The sequence below is a fragment of the Cryobacterium sp. Y57 genome (assembly GCF_002929505.1).
Lineage (GTDB): Bacteria > Actinomycetota > Actinomycetes > Actinomycetales > Microbacteriaceae > Cryobacterium.
Genome location: NZ_PJJL01000055.1, coordinates 37887 through 60755 on the forward strand (window position 1 = coordinate 37887; position 22869 = coordinate 60755).

Consider the following 22869-nt stretch of genomic DNA (forward strand, 5'->3'; position numbering starts at 1 on the left):
CGGTGCGCGATGCTCGCGTGGTTGAGCTGCCAAGCTATCGGTGCGCGATGCCCTCGTGGTTGAGCAGCCAAGCTTTGGTGGGGATGCCCTGCCCGGCGCTGTAGCCGGTGATCTGCCCGCTCGTCGCGAGTACGCGGTGACAGCCGATGATGATCGGCACCGGATTGGCGCCGACGGCCCCGCCGATGGCGCGGGCCGCACCCGGCCGACCGACGTCACTGCCGAGCGCGCCGTAGGAGATGACATCACCGAAGTTGAGGCTGGCCAGCCGAGCCCATACGCTGCGCTGAAACTCGGTGCCGCGCGAGAGGTGTACGGGAAGATCGAACGACCGCCGCGTTCCGGCGAAGTACTCGTCGAGCTGTTCGGCCGCCCGTCGTAGCACGGGAGAGGGCGTCTCCTCGGTCGCGTCGAGCGGTAGTTGGCCGTCGGTTTCGATGGAAAGAGAGAGGATACCTTCATCGTCGGCGGTGAGTTCCAGCCGACCGACGGGGCTGGGGAGGCGCAGGAGCGCGTGTGCCGTTGTGGGGCGCTGGGCGACGTGCGCCGGGATGCTGTCCATGATTCGACTGTAGCCCTCGCTTCGGCCGAAACCATGTGGGGTTCAGACTCGGGTGCACACGTGCCCGGCACGCGCACCTGTGCAGGAGATGGTTGCGCCTCTATTCTGTAGTGATGGCTCAAATTGAATATCGCGGACTCGGCTCCTCCGGGCTGACCGTCTCGACGATCGGGCTCGGGTGCAATAATTTCGGTCGGACCGGGACCGCATCAGAGAGTCAGGCAGGCACGACGGCGGTGATCGACGCCGCTTTCGAAGCGGGGGTGACGCTCTTCGACACCGCCGATATTTACGGTGCGGAGCGAGGATTGAGCGAAACGCTCATGGGACACTCGCTGAGCGGCAAGCGCGACCACATCGTGCTGGCCTCGAAATTCGGCATGGACATGGGTGGGTCGAACGGTCCGGACTGGGGCGCGCGGGGCTCACGCCGGTACATCCGCTTGGCCGTCGAGGCGTCTCTCCGGCGACTGCAGACCGACTGGATCGACCTGTACCAGCTGCACGTTCCCGACCCGTCAACACCGATCGAAGAGACCCTGTCAACCCTGCACGACCTCATCACCGAGGGCAAGATTCGTTACATCGGTCACTCCAACCTCGCCGGATGGCAGATCGCTGAAGCTGAGTTCACCGCTCGGATGAACGGTCACCCCGCCTTCATCTCAAGCCAGAACGAATACAGCCTGCTCGTACGTGATGTCGAAGACGAGGTGCTGCCGGCCGTGAACGCCTACGGTCTCGGGTTTCTGCCCTTCTTCCCGCTCTACAACGGCTTGTTCACCGGCAAGTTCTCGCGCACGGGAGGTCCAGCCGACAGCCGCATCATGATGATCAGGCGCCATCTCGCCGACGATGCCCCGTGGGACGCGATCGAGCAGTATCAGAAATGGTGTGACGCGCGCGGTGTGAGCATGCTGACGGCGACGTTCGCGTGGCTATTGGCGCAGCCGGGACTGACCAGCGTCATCGCCGGCGCCACCAGGCCCGAGCAAATCGTTCAGAACGCGAATGCCGCGACGTCCTGGCAGCCGTCCGCTGACGAGGTTGCCTACATTTCCAACCTTTTCGCCTGACCTCACCCTAGGAGAAATTCGTGCTGCGGTCCTTGCTCGTGCGTTACCTGCGTCCGTACTGGCAGCCGCTGCTGGGGGTGATTGTCTTTCAACTGGCCCAATCGACCGCCTCCCTCTTTCTGCCCACCCTCAACGCCGACATCATTGATGAGGGTGTCGCAACCGGTGACACCGGCTACATTCTGCGTGTTGGTGCACTGATGTTGCTGATCACCCTCGCGCAGATCGTGTGCGCGATCGTGGCGGTCTACTTCGGTGCGAAGGTGGCGATGAAGGTTGGGCGCGACTTGCGCGGGGACGTCTTCAGTAGGGTGGGCGAGTTCTCCGAGCAGGAGGTCACCCGGTTCGGTGCCCCATCGCTCATCACCCGCTCCACCAACGACGTGCAACAGGTGCAGATGCTCGTGCTCACCACCTGCACCCTGCTGGTTTCGGCGCCCATCCTCAGCATCGGCGGTGTGATCATGGCGATCCGTCAGGACGTGCAGCTGTCCTGGCTCATCGCGGTGAGCGTGCCGATCCTGCTCATCGCCGTCGGATTCATCGTGGTCAAGATGGTGCCGCTGTTTCGCAAGATGCAGACACGCATCGATACCGTCAATCGGGTACTGCGGGAACAACTGACCGGCATCCGGGTGGTGCGGGCGTTCGTGCGCGAAGACGTTGAGATCGCCCGGTTCGCTACGGCCAACCAAGACGTGACCGACGTCGCCCTGAGCTCGGGTCGGCTGATGGCGCTCATGTTCCCCATCGTCATGCTCGTGCTCAACGTCTCCAGCGTCGCCGTGATTTGGTTCGGTGCGTTTCGCATCGAAGACGGATCGATGCAGGTGGGGACGTTGATCGCGTTCCTCAGCTATCTCATGCAGATTCTCATGGCCGTCATGATGGCCACGTTCATGGCCGTCATGATTCCGCGCGCTGCCGTCTCGGCGGACCGCATCGGTGAAGTGCTTGCGACCGAGTCGAGCGTTGTACCGCCGGCGGATCCGGTGAATGCAACGGTCGGTCAGGGCGAACTCGAATTGCTTGATGTTGGATTTGCCTATCCGGGCGCCGAACAGCCGGTGCTGCAAAATGTCAGCTTCATCGCCCGCCACGGCCAAACCACCGCGATCATCGGCAGCACCGGCAGCGGCAAAACCACCTTGGTCAACCTGCTGCCGCGCTTGTTCGACGCCACGAGCGGCTCCGTACTCGTCGACGGCATCAACGTACGCGAGCTCAATCCCGACCTGCTCTGGGGGCAGATCGGCCTCGTGCCGCAAAAGCCCTACCTGTTCTCCGGAACGGTGCGCAGCAACCTGCTCTACGGCAAGCCGGATGCTTCCGACGAGGAACTCTGGCAAGCTCTTACGACCGGCCAGGCTCGGGACTTCGTCACCGAAATGGACGGCGGGCTCGACGCCACGATTTCGCAGGGAGGCACCAATGTGTCGGGTGGCCAGCGCCAACGCCTCGCAATCGCTCGCGCGCTGATAAAACGGCCGGCGCTGTACATTTTCGACGACTCATTCTCGGCCCTCGACCTCGCCACCGATGCCCGACTTCGGCTCGCCCTCAAGCAGAGCGCCACGGGCGCCACCATGGTCATCGTCGCCCAGCGGGTGTCGAGCATCATCGATGCAGACCAGATTCTGGTGCTCGAAGATGGCCGCATCGTCGGCCGGGGAACTCACGAGCAGCTCCTCGACACAAACACCACGTATCAGGAAATTGTGTCGTCTCAGCTCACCGCGGAGGAGGCAGCATGAGCGAGACTCACGCCGATGACAAACCGGCCCCGCGTCCGCAGCGCGGCGGCGGTCCGTTTGGCGGCATGAGCCTGCCGGCCGAGAAATCGATGAACTTCACCGCGTCGGGCAAACGTCTGCTCGGCAAGCTGAGCCCCGAGCGGCTCTGGCTCTTTATCGTTCTCGTGCTCGCCGTTATCAGTGTCTCGTTCTCCGTGCTCGGCCCGCGTCTGCTCGGTGAAGGTACCAACCTGATCTTCTCCGGCGTCGTGTCCAAAAGTCTGCCGAGCGGCAGCAGTCAGGCCGAGGTGATCGCGGGACTGCGAGCAGCCGGCAACACCACCCAGGCCGACATGCTCAGCGGCATGACGCTCACTCCCGGGCTCGGAATCGACTTCGCCATGCTCTCCACCGTGCTGTTCTGGGCACTCGCACTGTATGTGCTGTCGAGCGTGTTCAGCTGGATGCAGGCCTACGTGCTCAACGGCGTGGTGCAGCGCACGGTGTACCGGTTGCGTGAAGAGATCGAAGCGAAGATCAACCGTCTGCCGCTGAGCTACTTCGACAAGAAGCCGCGCGGTGAGCTGCTCAGTCGAGTGACAAACGACGTCGACAACATCTCGCAGAGCCTGCAACAGTCGCTGAGTCAGGTGGTGACCAGTCTGCTCACTGTCATCGGCGTGATCGTGATGATGCTCCTCCTCTCGCCGCTGCTCGCTCTGATCGCACTCGTCACAGTGCCGCTCACCCTCGTGATCACGGCGTTCATCGCGAAGCGCTCCCAAAAACTGTTCGTAGCCCAATGGACGAACACCGGCGAACTCAACGGTCAGATCGAGGAGACGTTCACCGGCCATGCGCTGGTCAAGGTGTTCGGCCGGCAGAAAGAGGTCGACGCCCGGTTCACGGCCAAGAACGACGAACTCTATGAGGCCAGCTTCGGCGCCCAGTTCATCAGCGGCATGATCATGCCGGCCATGACGTTCATCGGCAACCTCGTCTACGTTGCTATTGCGGTTGTCGGCGGATTGCGGGTCGCTTCCGGTGCCATGCAACTGGGCGACGTGCAGGCGTTCATCCAATACTCCCGCCAGTTCACTCAGCCGCTCGCGCAGCTTGGGTCGATGGCGAACCTGTTGCAGTCGGGCGTGGCATCCGCTGAACGCGTGTTCGACCTGCTCGACGCCGCCGAGCAGAGCGAAGACCCCGACCCTGCCGACGCACCCACCGAGGTGCACGGGCGTCTGGTCTTTGACAACGTGTCGTTCCGGTACACCGCGGACAAGCCGCTGATCGAGGAACTCAGCCTCGTCGCCGAACCCGGGCAGACCATCGCAATCGTCGGTCCTACCGGAGCAGGCAAGACCACACTGGTCAACCTCATGATGCGGTTCTACGAGATCGACTCAGGGCGCATACTGCTTGACGGCGTCGATGTTGCCACCATGACCCGGCATGACCTGCGCAGCCGCATGGGCATGGTGCTGCAGGACACCTGGCTGTTCGGTGGCACGATTCGCGACAACATCGCCTACGGTCGACCGGATGCGACGGAGCAGGATATTCTCGCGGCCGCCACCGCGACCTATGTCGACCGGTTCGTGCACTCGCTGCCCGGCGGCTACGACACCGTGCTGGACGACCAGGGCAGTAACGTGAGCGCCGGCGAAATGCAGTTGCTCACCATCGCACGCGCGTTCCTGGCGCAGCCGAGTGTGCTCATCCTCGACGAGGCGACCAGCTCGGTAGACACCCGCACCGAAGTTCTCGTACAGAAGGCGATGAGTGCCCTGCGCGCCGAACGCACGAGCTTCGTCATCGCTCATCGCCTGTCGACGATTCGCGACGCCGACCTGATTCTGGTCATGAAATCGGGGCGCATCGTGGAGCAGGGCAATCACGTGCAGCTACTCGCCGCGAACGGTGCCTATCAGGCGCTGTATGCCGCACAATTCGCGGCGCCCATCGCCGACGAGGTCTAGAGCCGCCTCCTCCCCAACGGGCCGTCTGCCCGAATCAAACCCAGATTCGCCTTGGGCGCAGATCCGGGGCGTGGCGGCGCTGGCACAGTAGCGGCATGCATCCCACCATTGTCAAAGCCCAGAAGGCCCAGGACTTTCTGGCACTCGTTCCCCAGCTGCTCGGTTTTGCTCCCGAAACCAGCGCCGTGCTCGTCGCGTTTCGTGGCAACCGCACCTGCGGCGCGCTGCGTTTCAACCTGCCGGACGACGGCGCATCCCCCAGGGTGTGCACACGCATCGCGACGACCCTCGCCGGGATGCTGTGCAAGATTCCCGGGGTGGACGCCGTCGTTCCGGTCATCTACACCGATGATTCCTTCATCACTGCCGTTGGTATCCCGCACGAACAGTTTGCTGAGATTTTAAACCGGCGACTCGAATGGAGCGGTTTTCTGCTGCGCGATTCCCTGTGCGTGGCAGCGGATGCGTGGGGGAGTTACCTCGATCCCAAGTGCCCCGCTGGCGGGCATCCACTAAACGATATCGCCGAGTCACCGGTGAACACGGCGGCGAACGAGGCGGCGGGGACCAAGACCGTATGCCCGCTCGGCACCCTACAGAACGGCGCGGAGCCGGTTGGTGTCAACCCGGCGACCCAGGAACGCTTGGCCCGGATCTACCGGCGGTACCGCCACCTGCTCGCACGCGCCGAGAACTCTCCACAACTGTTCGACGCCCTCGACGTTGCACTCGACCCGGTAGCGATCGCCGAGGAAGCACTCACCTGGCCGAATCCGCCGACCGAGGAAAACGTCGCCGCGCTTCTCGTGCTCGTGCAGTCCCCACCCAACCGCGATCAGATCATGGTGCAGTTCGCCTTTGGGCGCGATGAAGGGGTGCGCGCCCACGCTATCAACGGGCGGTACGCTCGGCTCCAACACGAGACCGGGCGAAGCCTCGACGACCTCGTCGCCGAGGAGATTGACAGCGGTGACCCGACCGCCGAGCACACCGGCGACATCATGCTCGGCCTGCAGTGCGATCGGCCCGACATCGACCGGATCCGTGCCGCGATCACCCTGCTACGCATCGTCGTCGCCATGGCGCCTCGATCGGCCAGACCGGCGCCACTCTGCATGCTGGCTTGGCTGTCCTGGGCACTCGGCAGCGGGTCCGTAGCCGGATTCTTCGTGGACCAGGCTCTTGCCATCGAGTCGCAATACAGCATGGCGATCCTGCTGAAACTGCTGCTCGATTCGGGGCACCTGCCGGAGTGGGCGTTCGCGGTCCCGCGAGACGATGACGACAATAATGACGACGAGGATGACGACGAGGATGAAAAGAGCGAGAACTACGAACTCGACGATGACTTTGATCAAAACTGGGGTGAAGACTTCGACGAGCGTGCGGCCGGCCGCTGAACCCTGTTCGCCGTCGGCTACATGTACTTTGGCGCCTCCAATGATCAGGTGGCCCATCAGCTTCCAGTACTACTTGGCGAGCTTGAACGCGGTCTTGAACGCGGTCTTGACCGCTTCACCGCCTCCGGTTAAGGAGAACACGCGGTTGATGTCGCCGGGAGCCTAGGGGGCGAGGCGATCAGCGAGTTCGATCGCGTTCGGGTGAGCATATGATCAGATCGGGAAGAATGCCGAGTTCCTCGGCCTGCTTGGCAGCTACTTCGGCCAGGCGCTTACGTCAGTAGCCCGCGTTGACGTGAACAGACCATTGCGGCCGTCAATGTGAGGCCTACCCGTGGAATCCCAGATGTGGTGTCCATGGGCCGTGACGATGATGGGCACTCCAGCGCCGGATTCCATTGCCGGCTGACGCGAGAAGTGCATCCAGAGATGCTCCTTGGCCTTCTGCTGCAGCTCGGCGTTGTGGGCGCCGTGAGCGCCATTTTCTACCGTGTTCTCCAGTTATACAACTGTTTATGGAGTTTGAGATAAACGAACGTCTCGGTAGAGAGCACTCCCTCGAGATTGCGGATCTTGGAGTTGAGTAGTTCGAGCAGTTGGTCGTCGTCTTCGCAGACGACCTCGGCGAGAATGTCAAAGCTGCCAGCCGTGAGCACGACGGAGTCCACGGCATCGATCTCGGCTAGTTGCTCGGCAAGTACGCGGGTGTCGGACGAGGCGTGAATGCCGATCATGGCCTGACGGAAGAAACCCAGCTGCTTCGGGTCAGTGACGGCTACCACCTGCATGACACCGGAGTCAGTGAGTTTCTGGACCCGTTGGCGCACGGCCGCTTCACTGAGGCCGACGGCTTTGCCGATCTCCGCGTAGGACCGACGACCGTCGGCTTGGAGCTGTTCGATGATCTTTTTCGACACATCGTCGAGCTGGGCCAACTTGGGTGACTGACCGCGCTTTTGTGCATTCATGCATCGATTCTGTCAGTCTAAATACTCCTGGCAAGCGAATCCGTCGCGTCGCTTGACACCGGCAAGCCTCGCTCCACCCTGGTCGACGATGAGATTTTGCTCGGTCGAGCAGATTCGGTTCTGTGCCGGTGCCGCCCGCAACCTCGAGGGTCGCGCGGCCGGGAATGGCCGTCACCGCGCTCGCCGCGTAGGCCCGGGACAACACCCGCACGCGGACTCCTCGCGAGGCGGGCATTCTGTACAAACCGGTCAACAACGCGCACCAGTTTGCGCGGGTAACCGACTTCGTACACCGGCTGCCCGACCACGCCGTGCTCGAACGCGGCGGACGTCGGATTGGCCGTACCGGTTACTTTCACGAAGCGATCATCGTAAGCGGGCTTTTGCAGACCGATGAGGCAGTGCAGCGCTTCACCGACGAGGCCGAGACGCCTCGCTGGGCGAACGACGTTCAATACGGTCTGGCGTTGTCGGTGTGGACCCGCGAACACGGCCGCGCGATGCGTTTTGCCACGCGCTTGGATTTTGGTTGCGTCTGGATCAGTGCGCATATTCCCATCGTTGCCGAGACGCCGCACGGTGGTTTCAAGCACTTCGGGTATGGCAAGGATCTGTCGATGTATGGGTTCGAGGATTATACCCGGATCAAGCAGCTGATGAGCTCCATCGGGCACTACCGGTGCAAGAGCCGTGAGCGGTGACGTTATTATGATTCAAGTCCTTCGGTGAACGTTGGAACGGCGGGGACGAATTCGTACCCACACTCGGAAGGCACCACCCGTGACCCAAATCGGTCAAGGTTCGACCGAATTTCATGTCGAACTGCCCAGCGTTGCCACGACGCTGACGCTGGCATGGGCAGCCCTGACCGATGTCGGCCATCGCCGCGAGGTCAACGAGGACAGCCTCCTCGCTGCGCCGCCCCTGTTCGCCGTCGCCGACGGCATGGGCGGCCACTCAGCCGGCGATGTCGCAAGTGCCGCCGTAGTGACCAGGCTTGCCGAGCTTTCCGGAACACTCGTGGCAGAGGCCGGTTCGATCGATCGGGCGCTCGCTCTCGCCGTGGAGGACATGGCGCAGGGGGTCGGTGTCACCGACCAAGGCACCGGAACGACCGTGACCGGCGTGGCGTTGGCACTCGTCTCGGACGCCGTGAGCTGGATCGTCTATAACATCGGCGATTCTCGGGTCTACCAGTTGGCCGGCGGTGTTCTCGAGCAGGTCACCAATGACCATTCCGTCGTGCAGGAACTCGTTGACGCCGGTCGCATCACCCGCGAAGAAGCGGATGTTCACCCGCACGGCAACATCATCACTCGCGCCGTCGGCTTTCACGAACCGCCCATTCCCGACTATCGCATCCTGCCGATCCAGGCCGGCATGCGCATCCTGGTCTGTTCCGACGGACTCACGAAAGAACTCACCTCCTACGGAATCCGTCATTTTCTGCTCGAACAGAAGCTGGCAGCGGATGCCGTCGCGGCGATGGTCACAGCCGCCCTGGAAAACGGCGGTCGCGACAACGTCACCGCAATCGTGATCGATGTGCTCGCCGTCGAGCCGTACGAGGCCCCCAACCGCTGACCTGACCCCTAGCTAGCAAGTATTCCCAGCTATTGGGTTTTACCGACTAGCTGCCCTAGGGTAATAGCTATGACGCAACCACCGTTTACACCGGACGTACAGCAAGACGCGCAGTCCTTGCGCGGTGTGCTGCCCATGCTGATCCTGAGTCAACTGCGCCTCGCCGAATCGTACGGTTACGAACTCGTCGTGCGATTGCAGAACATCGGCCTGGGCGACCTGGCGACCGGAACGGTCTACCCGGCGCTGTCGCGACTCGAGCAGGACGGCTCACTCACCAGCCGCCTCGTGGCATCTACAGCAGGACCGGCCCGCAAGTACTATGCACTCAGCCCGGTCGGGGAGGAAGCCCTCATGCTCGCGACGGCGCGATGGCACTCTCTGGTTGCGATCGTGCACACCGGTCTCGGCGCAATCCCCACAGCTGAACCAGACGAGCGAGAATCAGCGGGAGAGGACCAGAATTGAACGCCCAAACCACCGAGGCCAGATCAACGTTTGCCGTCTGGCGTCGCCGTGAGTCTTATTTGTTTCGATTCGACCTCGCGCTCGAAGAGTCGGTCACGACGCGCGAACGCCGATCGATCCTGCGGGAGATTCGTGACAATATCGAAGTGGATGCCGCCGCCCGCGGCATCGACGCCGCCCTCGAGTCGCTCGGCTCACCGCGCGCCCTGGCCCGAAGTTTCGCCGAGGACGGCCGCGGTAACCGGCCGTCCTGGGTTCGGGCAATCTACTGGTTCACGGGCCTGCTGCTGCTCTGGTGGACCCTGGCCTTCACCTTCACCGCTGGCCTGTTGTCAGCCCTGATGGACAGCGGAGCAGAGTCGACCGAGTCATACTTTCTCGGGCTGCTGGTATCGGCTTTCAACCGTGATTCCGGAATCGGGATCGGCTGGGAAGCATCCTCTTTCAGCGCCTACATTCCGCTGATCATCATGGTCATCGCGGCCGTCATTGCCGGCCGGCTCTGGCGCGTGCTGACCCGCCGCCGGTAGCACGCCCGTGTCGGCGCAGTCCAGTCGCGTATTATGGAACGAGTGAACGAGACCCTGCCCCCGTGCCCTGAATGTTCCAGTGACCTGGCCTACGAGATGGGTTCTTTGCTGGTGTGCCCGCTCTGCGCCCACGAATGGTCGAACGAACCGGTCGAAGAAGAGCAGGAAGTCCAGGTCACAGACGCCTTCGGAACCGTTTTGACCAACGGGGACACCGTCTCGATCATCAAGGACCTCAAGGTCAAGGGCCAGGCGTTGTCGATCAAGGTCGGCACCAAGGTTCGCAATATTCGTGTCGTCGATCCGGTCGACGGCCATGACATCGACTGCAAGGTCGATGGTTTCGGATTCATTCAGCTCAAGTCCAGCGTGGTCAAAAAGGTCTAGGTCCGGCCGATCGTGACGTGTCAGATTTGCGGGGCCTGGTTGCCGGCCTTGGCCATGTTCTGTGGCGAATGCGGTAGCTCTCGTACCGCTACCGTGGAGTCGCGCAAGCGTCCGGACCCTCGCCCCAACGACACGACGATCATTGCGCGCCTGCCGCGCACCACCGTCGTCATCTCGGTACCGATTCCCGCGGAGGTACCGGCGCCAGTGCGGGCCGTCACCGTCGTGACCGCCGCGCCAACCGCGCCAGCGGCAGTACCGCCCGCACTCCCCGCCGCCGTGCTGCCGACCCGGGCGACCTTCGTGCTGACCTTCAGTACCGGTCAAGTGGTCTCCGTGCGAGGATCCGGCCTGATCGGGCGCAAACCCCTGGCCCAACCCGACGAGATTTTTGATGACCTCATTCAAGTAGCGGATGCAGACCGCTCGGTCTCGAAGACTCACCTCGAGTTCGGCCAGCATGACGACGAGTTCTGGGTCAGCGACCGGGTCTCGGCTAACGGCACCGTGATTCGCCGCCCGAGCGAAACGGCCGAGACACTCGAACCGGGCCGACGGTACGTTCTGCCGCGCGGTACCCGGGTCGAAATCGCCGACCACTCGTTCAGTGTGGCATGAGGGCGTCCTCCACCGCTGACTGGAACGATGAGTGTGCACCGATAGTCACGTCACGAGTGTTTTTCGACCGATAATCTGGTCTGCTGGCGGGGTGTCCACCGTCGATGAAACTCTCGCTCTGCCGCCCCTGCCGGCCGCTCCGCCGCCGGCAGGGTTTCCCCTACTCGCCACAGTGGCGCCGCTGGTCGCCGCCGGACTGATCTGGATGATCACCGGCTCGGCCTTCGCATTGATTTTCGCCGTTCTCAGCCCGATCATCGCGGTAGCCAGCATGTTCGACTCGAAACGTTCGAGCCGCAAACGCCGCCGGGCCGAGACGGCGTCGCACAGCGACGCGGTGGCGGTGCTGCGATCGTTGATCGCCGAACGTCACACCCGCTGGCGCGACGAAGCCTGGCGGCACACGCCTTCGGCGAGAAATATCGTGCTCGGGCGTGCGGCGGCTGCGCGTTGGCGACAAACGGATGGCACGCTCGTCTCGCTGGGCGTCGGCTCAGCCCCAAGCGGTATCCGACTCGGCGGAGCGAGCGCACCGAACGATAACCGGCAACTGCGGGAGTGGGCCGCAACAGTCACCGGTGCCCCCATCGTCGTCGACCTGGCCCAGGGGCTCGGCATCGTCGGGCCCATGCCGCTCGCAACAGCCCTCGGTCGCGCTGTGTGTGTGCAGGTTTGTTTCGCGGTGCCGCCGATTGATTTGGGTGTTGCCGGCCCGAGCGATGCCGGGTCCACCGATTGGGATTGGGTGGCTCAGCTGCCGCACGTGGCGCCGTCGCCGCGCCGGTTCACACTCCTACTGCGTACCACCACCAGCACGACCGGCACCACCAGCACGACCAGCACCACCGATCCGCGCCGTGGTGAACCAGAAAGCGGGCGGCTGCTGCTCGCCTTGACGATGAGGCTCGAAGACCTGCCGCCGGGCTGTGGAACGGTCGTGCGCGTGCTGGGCCCGGCGCGGGCGCAGATTATTCGCTCGCCGAATCGTGCGCCGCCTCTGGATTTCTGTCCAGAACTTCTCGCCAGGGCCGAAGCGGTCGATTTCGCGGTGTCACTCTCCGGGCAGGCCAAGTCAGCAGGCCTCGTGAGTACGACGGGAGTGATCCCAGCCATGGTCCCGATCATGCAACTGCTCGAGCACGTCACCGATGCTGCAGCGTTGGACCGGTCGGCGGCGCCACCGACCCTCGCCTGCCCGATCGGAGTGGGCCGAGACGGGCCGGCGTACCTGGACCTGGTGCAGTCCGGACCGCATGCTGTGGTCGGGGGAACGACCGGCAGCGGCAAAAGCGAGCTCCTGACCACCTGGGTGGCCGCGCTGGCCGCGACTTACTCGCCGCAGCAGGTGAACTTTCTCCTGGTTGATTTCAAGGGCGGCGCGGCCTTTCAACCGCTCGCCCGACTGCCGCACTGCGTCGGACTCATTACCGACCTCGACTCGAACGCAGCCACTCGGGCCCTCGCAAGTCTCGGTGCCGAATTACGGTACCGGGAGCGCACGCTGAGCGCGGCCGGGGCGCGCGACGTGACCGACGTGCGCCTGGAGCATCCGCTTCCCCGTCTGATCATCGTCGTCGATGAATTCGCGACCATGCTCGGGCTGTTTCCCGAGCTGCACGCCCTCTTTGTGGACATTGCCGCCAGGGGTCGGTCGCTCGGCGTGCACCTGATTCTATGTACCCAACGGCCGGCCGGGGTCGTGCGCGACGCGCTGCTGGCTAATTGCAGCCTGCGTTTGTCGCTGCGGGTGAACAATCGCGCCGACAGCCAGGCCGTGATCGGCACGGATGCCGCAGCCGGGCTGGCATCGAATCAGCCCGGGCGGTGTTTGGTCGCCACGGAAGCCGGAGAACCGGTACTCTGCCAAGTCGCGACAACGGGCGAACTCGACATTGCGAGCATCGTAGCGGCGCCACTGTCAGCGTCGTGCGGATACGTTCCCAGACGTCCATGGCTTGATGCGCTGCCGCCGATTGTGACCGAGTTCGATCTGGACGCGGCGACGGTGGGGAAGGCGCCGGTAACAGGGTGTCCGGTCGGGTTGCTGGATGAACCCGAGCGCCAGCGCTACAGTGTGTTCACCTACGACCCCGACAGTGATGGGCACTTGTTGGTGGTCGGCGGGGCCGGTTCGGGCAAATCCACCCTGCTGCACACGCTCGCCCGGGTGGCCGAAAATCCGGTCGCGACCCGGCTATTCACAGCCGACATGGAGTCTGTTTGGGATGCGCTGGCGAGTTTGAGTGCCCGCGTGGAAACCGGGCAGCAGACTTTGGCTTCACCCCGGTTGGTACTGTTCGACGATTTTGATTCCGTCTGCGCGCGCTGGCAGCCCGACCACCGGCTGGCAGCCGTTGATCTGCTCGTCGGCCTGCTGCGGGACGGACCGGCCGCCGGCGTGCATGTCGTGGTCGCCGTGCAACGGCACACGAGCGTGGTTCCCGGGCTGGCAGCTCTGTGCCAGAGCACCCTGCTACTGAAACTGCCGAGCGTGCAGGACCACCTCGCGGCCGGGGGACAATCGGCCGGTTACATTGCGTCGCTGCCGCCGGGCGGGGGAATATGGCGCAGCCTGCGCGTGCAGCTGTTGGCGCCGACTCCGGGCCTGATCGTTCCTGCTGTGGTGGTGCCCAACTCGCTACCGGCTGAAGGTCCGCTCCTGATCGTGTCTTCATCGCCGACGAGCACGGCGACCCGCCTGCGCAATGTCATGGGCGTTCCGGTGCTGGAACTTGCCGGAACCAGCGCACCAGAGGCCTCCGCTCTGCTGGTCCCCGGCGCTGTCGGCCAAGCGGGTGATGCCGGGCAACTGATTGTCGTCGGTGACGCCGAAACCTGGCAGGCGCACTGGACTTTGCTGGCACGGCTTCGTGGTTCGACTTCGGGCGAGCAAGCGTCCAGCCTGGTGTTCGACCGCTGCAGCCTGTCGGACTTTCGGCTACTCAGCCACCGCCGGGAGCTGCCGCCTCCGCTAGCACCCGGACGTGGACGGGTCTGGGTCTTGCACTCCGACGGAGAGGTCACCAGGGCGATGTTGCCGGGCTAGGTCAAAACCCTGGCTGCCGACAAGACCATCCGCTCGTTCGACTGGGCGCTCTTCATCGACGTCCCTGACGCCAACGCACTCGCCTCCGCCGTGTTCATCGTCGTGCTGGTCGTGGTCGTGGTCCTGCATATCTCCGGCGCAGCGAAAGCGCGGCGGCTGGCGAAGCTGAAATAGCTTCTTTACACGTAGCTGGCGCGAATCTCGCCGACCGGTAAGCCGCCGCCGGTCACGGTGAGACCGAGCTCGGGCAATAGCTCAGCGACATCCGTTCGGGCGATTGCGCCGGCATCGGCCAGCAAACTCAGTGCCACCGCCGCAGCGGCGCGCAGGTTGCCGTCGAGGATTTTCAACGCCACGGTGGTGCCGTTCTCAGCAGCAGCGACCATGATGCCCTCGGCGCCGCCCTTCATGAACAGGCCGAGTCGATCGATCACGATGCTGTCGGAGTGGCCGGGTCCGGCCACAACCCAGCCATTGGCGCGCACCGCTTCGGCCAGAAAACCGGCCTCGCGGTAAATCGCAAACGGTGAGTTCGACTTGCTCGTACTGATGCGGGCGATGCCACGGGCCAGCCCGGTGAGGGAGATCGCGTGTACCGGGGCGCCGCAGCCATCGACGCCCGAGGCGACCGGCCGTTCTCCGGTGAAGCGTTCAAGCACGTCGAGAATACGCTTTTGCAACGGATGCGCAGGGTCCAGATACCCTTCCAGCGCCCAACCGTTCTGCTGGCATGCCACAAGCATTGCCGCGTGCTTACCGGAACACTCCATATAAATCGAAGCCTTGCTGGCGCCGAGGCGCACGAGGGTGTCGCGGGCTGCGGAATCGATCGGCCAGGCTGCCGGGCAGGCGAGCGCTGTCTCGGGCACTTGCGCGCGCGAGAGGAGCCCGCGAACGAGATCGATGTGGGCGGCGGTGCCGCTATGACTGGCCGTGGCGATGGCAGCATCCGCTCCCCGCAGGGCGGCGCCACTGGCCATGACCGCAACGGCCTGGAAGGGTTTCATCGCCGAACGGGGAAAGATCGGACTGGTCACGTCGCCGAGCGCATGCAACACCTCACCGTTGGTGCCGAGCACGATTGCCGAACCGGCGTGACGGGATTCGACGAAGCCGCTGCGCTCGATAACGGCGAGCTCGACGGAATCGTCGACCGTGAAAGTTTCAGTCACGGCGTTAGTGTGACGACTCGATGAGTGCTGCAGCGTGTGCAGCGATGGCGTCGTCGATCACCGATAGGGCGTCGACGATGAGCGCATCGGACAGTGCCAGGCTCGGCAGGAAGCGCAGGACGTTGCCGTAGGTGCCGGCCGTCAGCAGCAGAACCCCGTGCTGGCCGGCGTAGGTGGAGATGGCGCTCACCGCGGCGGCGTTCGGCGTTTTCGTGGTGTCGCCGGTGCCTGGCTGCACGAGCTCGATTGCCAACATGGCGCCGTGGCCCCGAATCTCGCCGATGATGTCGTACTTGTTCTTCAGCACGGTCAGCCCTGCGGTGAGGGACTTTTCGATGCGCATTGCTTCGCCGAGCAGGTTGTTCGCCTCGATCGCGTCGAATACGGCAATAGCGGCGGCGCAGGCGACCGGGTTGCCACCGAAGGTGCCGCCGAGGCCGCCGGGCTGCGAGGCGTCCATGATCTCGGCGCGGCCGGTGACAGCGGCAAGCGGGAAGCCGCCGGCAATGCCCTTGGCGGTGAGGACGAGGTCGGGGATCCAACCGAAGTGCTCACTCGCGAAGTACTTGCCCGAGCGGGCCATGCCGCTTTGAATCTCATCGGCGATCATGACGACACCGTTGGCGGTGCACCATTTCTGCAGGGCCGGCAGGTAGCCATCTGCTGGCACCATGAAACCTCCCTCGCCCTGGATGGGTTCGACGACGAGGCAGGCCAGATCGGATGCCCCGATCACCTTGTCGAGGTACGTGATGGTGCGGACGGCCGCCTCGGCACCGGTCAGACCATCGTGATAGGGGTAGGAACTCGGTGCGTGGTAGACGTCGCTGGCAAGCGGGCCGAAACCGGTGGCGTATGGCATGGCCTTGTAGTTCATGGCCATGGTCAGCACGGTGCGACCGTGGTAGGCATGGTCGAGCACCGCGACGGCGCGACGGCCGGTGTACTTGCGGGCGATCTTCACGCCGTTCTCGACGGCTTCGGCGCCGGAGTTGATGAGCACACTCTTCTTGGGAAAATCGCCCGGGGTGTGCTCGGCCAGCAGCTCGGCGACGCGCACGTATTCTTCGTACGGAGTGATGGTGAACAGGGTGTGGATGAAGTCCTGAGACTGTTCGACGGCCGCCGCGACAACGCTGGTCTCGGTGTGGCCGATCGTGGTCACGCCGATTCCGGCACCGAGGTCGATGAACTGGTTTCCGTCAACGTCGACGACGATCGCTCCGTTGGCTTTCTTGATGTAGACGGGGAGCATGGAGCTGACGCCGTCGGAGACGACCGCTCGGCGCCGCTCATGCAACGCCGCTGAGATCGGACCGGGAATGGCGGTCACAATCTTTCGTTCTTGCGTAACCGAGTAGGTCGGTGCGGAAACGGTAGCAGGGTCGATAAGGATGTCAGTCATGATGAATCCACTTTACCGACCGTGAGCGCGGTGAACCTGAATCGGCTGCAAGAATCTTAGAGAGCCAAGGGAGAAGCATGAACGGAGTGCACGAATATGCGGTGCGGGTCGAGTGGACCGGCAATCGCGGCACCGGAACGAGTCACTACAAGGCATACGGACGCGACCATCTGATTTCGCCGGCCGGCCGGGCATCCGCTGACAAGGCCGCGATCAGCGGTTCGTCCGATCCGACCTTTCACGGCGACAATGATCGCTGGAACCCGGAGGAGCTGCTGCTCGCTGCGCTCAGCCAGTGCCATCTTTTGTCGTACCTGCACGTGGCGGCCCGAAACGGGGTGACCGTGACGGCCTACACGGACGCCCCGGTTGGCACGATGGAACAGCTTTACGGGGGCGGGGGCCATTTCACCACGGTCACGCTGCGGCCACGGGTGACGATCACCGAACCCGAGCAGGTCGAGTTCGCTCAGTCGTTGCACGCCGAGGCTGCCCGGGAATGCTTTATCGCGGCCTCGGTGAATTTTCCGATCGGTCACGAGCCGGTGACCACCGCCTGAGCACAGGTGCGCTGCCGAGCTGTGAGCTCGAGCGATTTGCTGCGCGCTGAAACGAGCCGCAACTCGCGGGGCGGCGAGGTCGGCTTAGATTATGGATGGCGCAGTAGTGCGGTTTGCGTAGTAGTGTGGGATCCGCTGAAGGCGAGCGCCGATCGAAGGGATGCCGATGGATACCACCCAGTTGCTCAAGGGGGTGCTCGATATGGCCGTTTTGGCCGTGATCATCGATGACGACGGCTACGGCTACGACATCGTGCGTCGATTGCGCGCCGCCGGGCTCGATGAGGTCGGCGATGCGTCGGTCTACGGCACCCTCCGTCGGCTGTACAGCGCGGGGGCGTTAAGCAGCTATGTCGTACCGTCCGACGGCGGACCGCACCGTAAGTACTACGGAATCAACGCGAACGGCCGAGCCATGCTCGCTGAACAACGTGCGAATTGGATTCACTTCGCCGATACCCTCACCCGGCTGCTCGAACAGCCCCAGCCCGCAGTTCCCCTACTCACGAACGGCGACAACTCATGAGCGACACCGCCACCACCACCCAGCCCATTCGCGACTTTGCCCTGGCCGTGCGCGCCGCTCTGAGCGATCTGCCGACCGACGATATCGACGACCTCACTGACGGCCTTGAGGCTGACCTGGTGGAGCAGGCCGCTGACTTTGCAGATGCTGATGCCCCTGCGCCAGGCTTCGCGCTCGGCGATCCGGTCGCCTACGCCGACGAGCTGCGCGCTGCAGCCGGGCTTCCAGTACGGGGAGCGACGCCGACTGTTCGGGTGTCGGTGCGGCGCCGGCTGCGCACCCGGGCCGGTGCCGCGCGAACGAACACGGCCCGGCGCATCCGCTCGACTGCGGTCGGTGCTGCGGTACTCGACTTTCTGCTCGTGCTTCGCCCACTGTGGTGGGTGCTGCGCGGCTGGGTCGTGTATGCGGTCGCGTCGGTCTTTGCGGGTGGCGCCATCAGCACGGTGCCGACAGACCCCGTGCGTTGGCTCGTGCTCTCCGCCTTCCTGATCTTGAGTGTGCAGTGGGGACGCGGGCACTGGCTACCCGGGCGCTGGCTTCCCGGCTTTCGTTCCGTGGTCAGCGTCTGCGCGATTTTGGTAATGCCTGTGGTGCTTAATTACACGGCCCATCAGGGCAATGTGCAGAACAATGCGTACGTGGAGTACAACCCGTCCCCGATGCCGGGGCTCATGCAGAGCGGCGAGCAGGTCACCAACGTATTCGCCTACGACGCCGATGGTCAGCCGCTCACCGACGTGCAGTTGTTCGACCAGGACGGTCGCCCGCTCAATGTGGTGAATGACCCGGCCAATACCAACTACCTGCCCCAGCTGGATGCGATCGGCGAACAGGACATGGTCGTGCCGAGCCTGCTGGTACCGGGCGGCGGCGGCTGGAACGTGTTCCCGCTGAGGCTGGTGACGTCTGGCGACATCGATTACACGTACGACTTTCTCGGCCAGGCAGATCAAGCGGATGCTGCACCCTCGCCGTTCCCGTTCGCCCAAGTGCGGCCGCTCGTGCCGATGTCCGAAACGGTGCAGCCGGTACCAACGCCGTCGCCGACACAGTCGCCCACTCTGGTGCCGGGGCCGACAGCATCCGCTTCGCCGACGGCCGGACCATGATGCGGCCGACCGCCGACCTAGTGGCGGCCATCAGCCCGTCGGCCATCGACCTGCCGCCCACCCAATCCGTTGATATCACCGACTGGGTGACCGTTCGCGAATACGCGAAGTAGGCGCGGGCGCCTACGCGGGGTAGGCGGCCACCAGGGCGGTAAGGGCTTCTTCGAGCACGGTCGCCGCGTCGTCGATCAGCTCGTCGGAGATCACGACACTGGGCATGATGCGCAGCACGGAATCCCAGCTGCCGGCATCCAGCGCGATGACCCCGTTGGCGGTCGCATGCTTGATCACGGCGGTCAAGGCCTCTGGGTAGGGCTTTTTAGTGCCGGGGTGCACGAGCTCCACGCCGAACATGGCGCCCTTGCCGCGGACCTCACCAACGATGGAGAACTTCTCGGCCCAGTCACCGATGCGCGCCCAGAGTGCGGCTTCGACCCGCTGTGCCTCGCCGAGCAGGTTGTCCCGCTCGATCAGGTTGAAAACCGCGAGGGCGGCTGCAGTTGAGACCGGGTTGCCGCCGAAGGTGCCGCCGATACCGCCAGGCTGCACGGAGTCCATGATGTCGGCGCGGCCGGTGACAGCGGCGAGGGGAAAGCCACCGGCGATTCCCTTGGCCGTGGTGACGAGGTCGGGTACGACGTCGTGGTGCTCGATCGAATACCAGACGCCGGTGCGGGCGAGACCAGCCTGGATCTCATCGGCGACGAAGACGATGCCGTTCTCGGTGCAGAATTCGCGAATGCGTTTGAAATAGCCGGGCGCAGGAATGATGATGCCGCCGTCGCCCTGGATCGGCTCGACGAAGAACGCCGCGATCTCGGTCGCGCCGATGTGGGTCGTGATGTAGTCGATGGTCTTCTCGGCCGCTTCGAGCCCGCTGAGCCCGTCGCGGAACGGGTAGCTGGTGGGCACACTGTAGATCTCACCGGGGAACGGACCCATGCCGGCACGTTCCGGCCAGGGGCGATAGGTCATTGTCATGGTCAGGTTGGTGCGTCCGTGGAAAGCGTGGTCGAGGGCCACGATCGCACGGCGGCCGGTGAACTTGCGGGCAATCTTGACCGCGTTCTCCACGGCCTCAGCGCCGGTGTTGACCAGAATCGAGTGTTTCTCGAAGTCGCCGGGGGTGATCTCGGCCAGCTTCTCGGCCACCGCCACATAGTTTTCGTAGGGAGTTACCGTGAAGAGGGTGTGGGTCAGCTTCGCTGCCTGGGCGGATGCCGCCGCCGCGACATCCGGATGCGCATGACCGATGGTGGTCACTCCGATCCCACTGCCGAGGTCGATGATCTGGTTGCCGTCGACGTCGACCAGGATCGCTCCTGCGCCGTGATCCATGTAGATGTTGGCGAGGGTGCCGGCGCCGCGGGCGACCGACTTCTCCCGCCTGGCCTGAAGTTCAACCGACTTGGGCCCGGGAAGAGCCGTGACGAGTTTGCGTTGCTGGGGCACCGAATACGTTGCAGTCATTAGTCCAGCCTATGACTGTCGGCGCTTGTGGCCGACCGTCTGACGTTTACGGCTACAGGCGTTCGCGCGGAAAGACGCGGCGAGCGAGGCGATTCAGTGTGCCGACCGGTGGCGATTCGTTGTAGGCATGAGCCAATTCCTGGCCGGACAGGCCGTGAATGGCCGCCATGATCTCATCCGTTGCCTGGCGGCGGGCCTTCCCCGATGTGGCCTGGCCGTGATGGCTGAGATCGAGCGGCTTGCCGAAAGCGACCGTGACCTTGCGGATGCGCGGCAGGGTGCTTCCCACCGGCTGAATCTCCTGCGTGCCGATCAGTCCAACCGGAACCACAACAGCGCCCGTGGTGAGGGCCAGCCAGGCAACGCCGGTGCGTCCCTTATAGAGGCGGCCATCGAGTGAACGCGTGCCCTCCGGGTAGATCGCAAAGGCGCCCTCGGCGTCGAGCACCGCGCGGCCCTCATCGAGAGCAACCTGCGCAGCCTGACCGGCACCGCGTTCCACGCCAATGGCCCCGATCGCGGTGAAGAAGGTTCGGGAGACCCAGCCCTGAAAACCGGTTCCGGTGAAGTAGGTCGATTTGGCGAGAAATTGTACCCGTCGGGTCGCGACCAGCGGTATGACGATGCTGTCGATGAAGGAGAGATGATTACTGGCCAGAATGACGCGTCCGGTGGCAGGGATGTTCTCGCGGCCCAAGATTCGTGGGCGAAACACGACGCGGGCGACGGGGGCCATGATGCCGTAGCCGAGAAAGTAGACGAAACCCGGACGCTTCACGCGTTCGGGTTCATCGGGTTCGTCGCGCTGGTCGGCAGCCGGGTCAGGCGTGACGGCTGTGGGAGTGCTGTCGCTCGTGTCGGTTGCATCAGTGTTATCGGGTTCTGCTTTGGCACCAGTCACCCGTTGACACTACCTCTCCGGCGGCCTGCACCTAGCATGGAGGGGTGCAGAGAGTAATTATCCTCGGGTCCACGGGCTCGATCGGAACCCAGGCCCTCGACGTCATCCGTTCCCACCCTGACCGATTCGAGGTGGTTGGCCTTACGGCCGGCAGCAACCGCGACCTGCTCGCGGTGCAAGCCCTCGACTTCCAGGTCGAGCACACTGCTCTGGGAGCGGATGCTGCCGAGCAGCTGGTGCGAGACATCGACGCCGACGTCGTGCTGAACGGCATCACCGGTTCGGTCGGTCTCGGACCGACGCTCGCCGCATTGAAGGCTGGTCGCATCCTGGCCCTGGCCAATAAGGAGTCGCTCATTGTCGGCGGTGATCTGGTGAAGTCGCTGGCGGCACCCGGGCAGATCGTGCCGGTCGATTCCGAACACTCCGCCATTGCGCAGGCGTTGCTTGCCGGAACCCCGCAGGAGGTGCGTCGACTCGTCCTGACGGCATCCGGTGGGCCGTTTCGAGGTTTTACCCGGGATCAGCTTGCCCGGGTCACTCCCGCGCAGGCTCTCGCCCACCCGACCTGGAACATGGGCCTCGTGGTGACCACCAACTCGGCCACCCTCGTGAACAAGGGCCTGGAGATCATCGAGGCGCATCTGTTGTTCGACGTGGAATATGACCGCATCGACGCTGTCATCCACCCGCAATCAGTGGTGCATTCGATGGTCGAATTCGTCGATGGGTCGACGATCGCGCAGGCAAGCCCCCCGGACATGCGGCTGCCGATCTCGCTCGGGCTGGACTGGCCGAACCGGGTGGCCGCGGTTGGCACTCCGATCGACTGGACCGTGCCGCACAGCTGGACTTTTGAACCCCTCGACGACGCGGCCTTTCCAGCGGTCGAACTGGCCAAAAAGGTCGGCCGCCTGGGTGGCACCTATCCCGCGGTATTCAACGCGGCCAATGAGCAGGCCGTTGCTGCTTTTCACGCCGGGCGCATCGGCTTCCTGGATATCGTCGACACGGTGCTGCGCGTGGTTGAATCCCACGAACAGGCATCAGAGCTGACTCGGGAGTCGCTGGCTGAGGCCGAACGGTGGGCGCGTGACGCCGCCGACCAGCTGATAGCACTGCGCTGACGCACTGGTGCGCTAGTTGCACTCGCCAGCCTGAACCTTGTCCCTATCGTCGAGACAATCTTCCCGGGCTTTTTTGGCCTCTTCCGCGGCGTCTTTGGCGTCTTCCCGAGCGTTCTCTGCGTCTTTCCTATCCTGCTCGGCGCGATTCTTGGAGTCTTCGTCGTTCTGTTGTGCGGCCGCCGCTGCGGCCGCCGCTGCGGCCGCCGCTGCGGCCTCCGCCGCGGCCCGAGCCGCGGCCTCCG

Annotated in this window: 21 protein-coding genes and 1 pseudogene; 15 read left to right on the forward strand and 7 right to left on the reverse strand. The window is 64.1% G+C overall.

Going from position 1 to position 22869, the window contains the following annotated elements; translation table 11 throughout:
- Positions 1-34: 34 nt before the first annotated feature.
- Complete coding sequence (locus CXY72_RS04330; protein ID WP_104126473.1) at positions 35-562, reverse strand: methylated-DNA--[protein]-cysteine S-methyltransferase; 528 nt, start codon at positions 560-562, stop codon at positions 35-37.
- 113 nt (positions 563-675) lie between these two features.
- On the opposite strand from CXY72_RS04330, the gene CXY72_RS04335 reads away from it, so the two are divergent.
- The 4 genes from CXY72_RS04335 (at position 676) to CXY72_RS04350 (ending at position 6753) form a co-directional block, all read left to right on the forward strand.
- The gene (locus tag CXY72_RS04335) at positions 676-1638 is read left to right on the forward strand and encodes an aldo/keto reductase (RefSeq protein ID WP_104126474.1); all 963 of its coding nucleotides are present in this window, start codon (positions 676-678) and stop codon (positions 1636-1638) included.
- A gap of 20 nt (positions 1639-1658) precedes the next feature.
- Positions 1659-3392 (forward strand): ABC transporter ATP-binding protein, encoded by a 1734-nt coding sequence (locus tag CXY72_RS04340; protein ID WP_104126475.1) that lies wholly within the window; start codon positions 1659-1661, stop codon positions 3390-3392.
- Entirely contained in the window at positions 3389-5353 is a 1965-nt protein-coding gene (locus CXY72_RS04345; RefSeq protein ID WP_104126476.1) for an ABC transporter ATP-binding protein, read from the forward strand. Before CXY72_RS04340 ends, CXY72_RS04345 begins: the two co-directional genes overlap by 4 nt.
- Before the next feature lie 95 nt (positions 5354-5448).
- A complete protein-coding gene (locus tag CXY72_RS04350) occupies positions 5449-6753 on the forward strand; it encodes a DUF4192 domain-containing protein (RefSeq protein ID WP_104126477.1) in 1305 nt (434 codons plus the stop codon).
- A gap of 485 nt (positions 6754-7238) precedes the next feature.
- Here CXY72_RS04350 and CXY72_RS04360 read toward each other — a convergent pair whose 3' ends face one another.
- Positions 7239-7721, reverse strand: a complete 483-nt coding sequence (locus CXY72_RS04360) for an Lrp/AsnC family transcriptional regulator (protein WP_104126478.1) — start codon at positions 7719-7721, stop codon at positions 7239-7241.
- A gap of 191 nt (positions 7722-7912) precedes the next feature.
- On the opposite strand from CXY72_RS04360, the pseudogene CXY72_RS04365 reads away from it, so the two are divergent.
- The 7 genes and pseudogenes from CXY72_RS04365 to CXY72_RS04395 form a co-directional block, all read left to right on the forward strand.
- A pseudogene (locus tag CXY72_RS04365) lies at positions 7913-8422 on the forward strand (aldehyde dehydrogenase family protein); the annotation flags it as partial.
- A gap of 79 nt (positions 8423-8501) precedes the next feature.
- Positions 8502-9305: a PP2C family serine/threonine-protein phosphatase gene (locus CXY72_RS04370; RefSeq protein ID WP_370446205.1), complete on the forward strand. Its 804-nt coding sequence runs from the start codon at positions 8502-8504 to the stop codon at positions 9303-9305.
- Positions 9306-9374: 69 nt separating this feature from the next.
- The gene (locus tag CXY72_RS04375; RefSeq protein WP_104126479.1) at positions 9375-9773 is read left to right on the forward strand and encodes a PadR family transcriptional regulator; all 399 of its coding nucleotides are present in this window, start codon (positions 9375-9377) and stop codon (positions 9771-9773) included.
- Positions 9770-10303 carry a hypothetical protein gene (locus CXY72_RS04380; protein ID WP_104126480.1) on the forward strand — a complete coding sequence of 178 codons (534 nt, stop codon included), beginning with the start codon at positions 9770-9772 and terminating at the stop codon, positions 10301-10303. Before CXY72_RS04375 ends, CXY72_RS04380 begins: the two co-directional genes overlap by 4 nt.
- A gap of 33 nt (positions 10304-10336) precedes the next feature.
- Positions 10337-10690, forward strand: a complete 354-nt coding sequence (locus CXY72_RS04385; protein WP_104126481.1) for a zinc ribbon domain-containing protein YjdM — start codon at positions 10337-10339, stop codon at positions 10688-10690.
- A gap of 93 nt (positions 10691-10783) precedes the next feature.
- Positions 10784-11308 carry an FHA domain-containing protein gene (locus CXY72_RS04390; protein WP_158252462.1) on the forward strand — a complete coding sequence of 175 codons (525 nt, stop codon included), beginning with the start codon at positions 10784-10786 and terminating at the stop codon, positions 11306-11308.
- 91 nt (positions 11309-11399) lie between these two features.
- Positions 11400-14354, forward strand: a complete 2955-nt coding sequence (locus tag CXY72_RS04395) for an FtsK/SpoIIIE domain-containing protein (protein WP_104126483.1) — start codon at positions 11400-11402, stop codon at positions 14352-14354.
- Between the two features lie 179 nt (positions 14355-14533).
- On the opposite strand, the gene CXY72_RS04400 is transcribed toward CXY72_RS04395, so the two are convergent.
- On the reverse strand, positions 14534-15526 hold the full coding sequence (locus CXY72_RS04400) for an asparaginase (protein WP_104126484.1): 993 nt from the start codon (positions 15524-15526) through the stop codon (positions 14534-14536).
- Positions 15527-15530: 4 nt separating this feature from the next.
- Complete coding sequence (gene gabT, locus CXY72_RS04405) at positions 15531-16931, reverse strand: 4-aminobutyrate--2-oxoglutarate transaminase (RefSeq protein WP_104126485.1); 1401 nt, start codon at positions 16929-16931, stop codon at positions 15531-15533.
- A 77-nt stretch (positions 16932-17008) separates the two neighbouring features.
- Here gabT and CXY72_RS04410 point away from each other — a divergent pair, with 77 nt between their 5' ends.
- The 3 genes from CXY72_RS04410 to CXY72_RS04420 all read left to right on the forward strand — a co-directional run bounded on the left by CXY72_RS04410 (position 17009) and on the right by CXY72_RS04420 (position 19129).
- Complete coding sequence (locus tag CXY72_RS04410) at positions 17009-17491, forward strand: OsmC family protein (protein WP_104126486.1); 483 nt, start codon at positions 17009-17011, stop codon at positions 17489-17491.
- A 166-nt stretch (positions 17492-17657) separates the two neighbouring features.
- On the forward strand, positions 17658-18017 hold the full coding sequence (locus CXY72_RS04415) for a PadR family transcriptional regulator (RefSeq protein ID WP_104126487.1): 360 nt from the start codon (positions 17658-17660) through the stop codon (positions 18015-18017).
- Positions 18014-19129: a hypothetical protein gene (locus tag CXY72_RS04420; RefSeq protein ID WP_104126488.1), complete on the forward strand. Its 1116-nt coding sequence runs from the start codon at positions 18014-18016 to the stop codon at positions 19127-19129. The genes CXY72_RS04415 and CXY72_RS04420 overlap by 4 nt, the downstream gene beginning before the upstream one ends.
- Positions 19130-19252: 123 nt before the next feature.
- Here CXY72_RS04420 and CXY72_RS04425 read toward each other — a convergent pair whose 3' ends face one another.
- On the reverse strand, positions 19253-20599 hold the full coding sequence (locus CXY72_RS04425; RefSeq protein ID WP_104126489.1) for an aminotransferase class III-fold pyridoxal phosphate-dependent enzyme: 1347 nt from the start codon (positions 20597-20599) through the stop codon (positions 19253-19255).
- 52 nt (positions 20600-20651) lie between these two features.
- Complete coding sequence (locus CXY72_RS04430) at positions 20652-21500, reverse strand: lysophospholipid acyltransferase family protein (RefSeq protein WP_370446206.1); 849 nt, start codon at positions 21498-21500, stop codon at positions 20652-20654.
- Positions 21501-21544: 44 nt separating this feature from the next.
- On the opposite strand from CXY72_RS04430, the gene dxr reads away from it, so the two are divergent.
- Positions 21545-22627, forward strand: a complete 1083-nt coding sequence (gene dxr, locus CXY72_RS04435; RefSeq protein ID WP_104126490.1) for a 1-deoxy-D-xylulose-5-phosphate reductoisomerase — start codon at positions 21545-21547, stop codon at positions 22625-22627.
- Positions 22628-22639: 12 nt separating this feature from the next.
- Here the strand turns inward: dxr and CXY72_RS19470 are convergent.
- On the reverse strand, positions 22640-22869 hold a 230-nt coding region (locus CXY72_RS19470), incomplete at its 5' end, for a hypothetical protein (protein ID WP_199183954.1).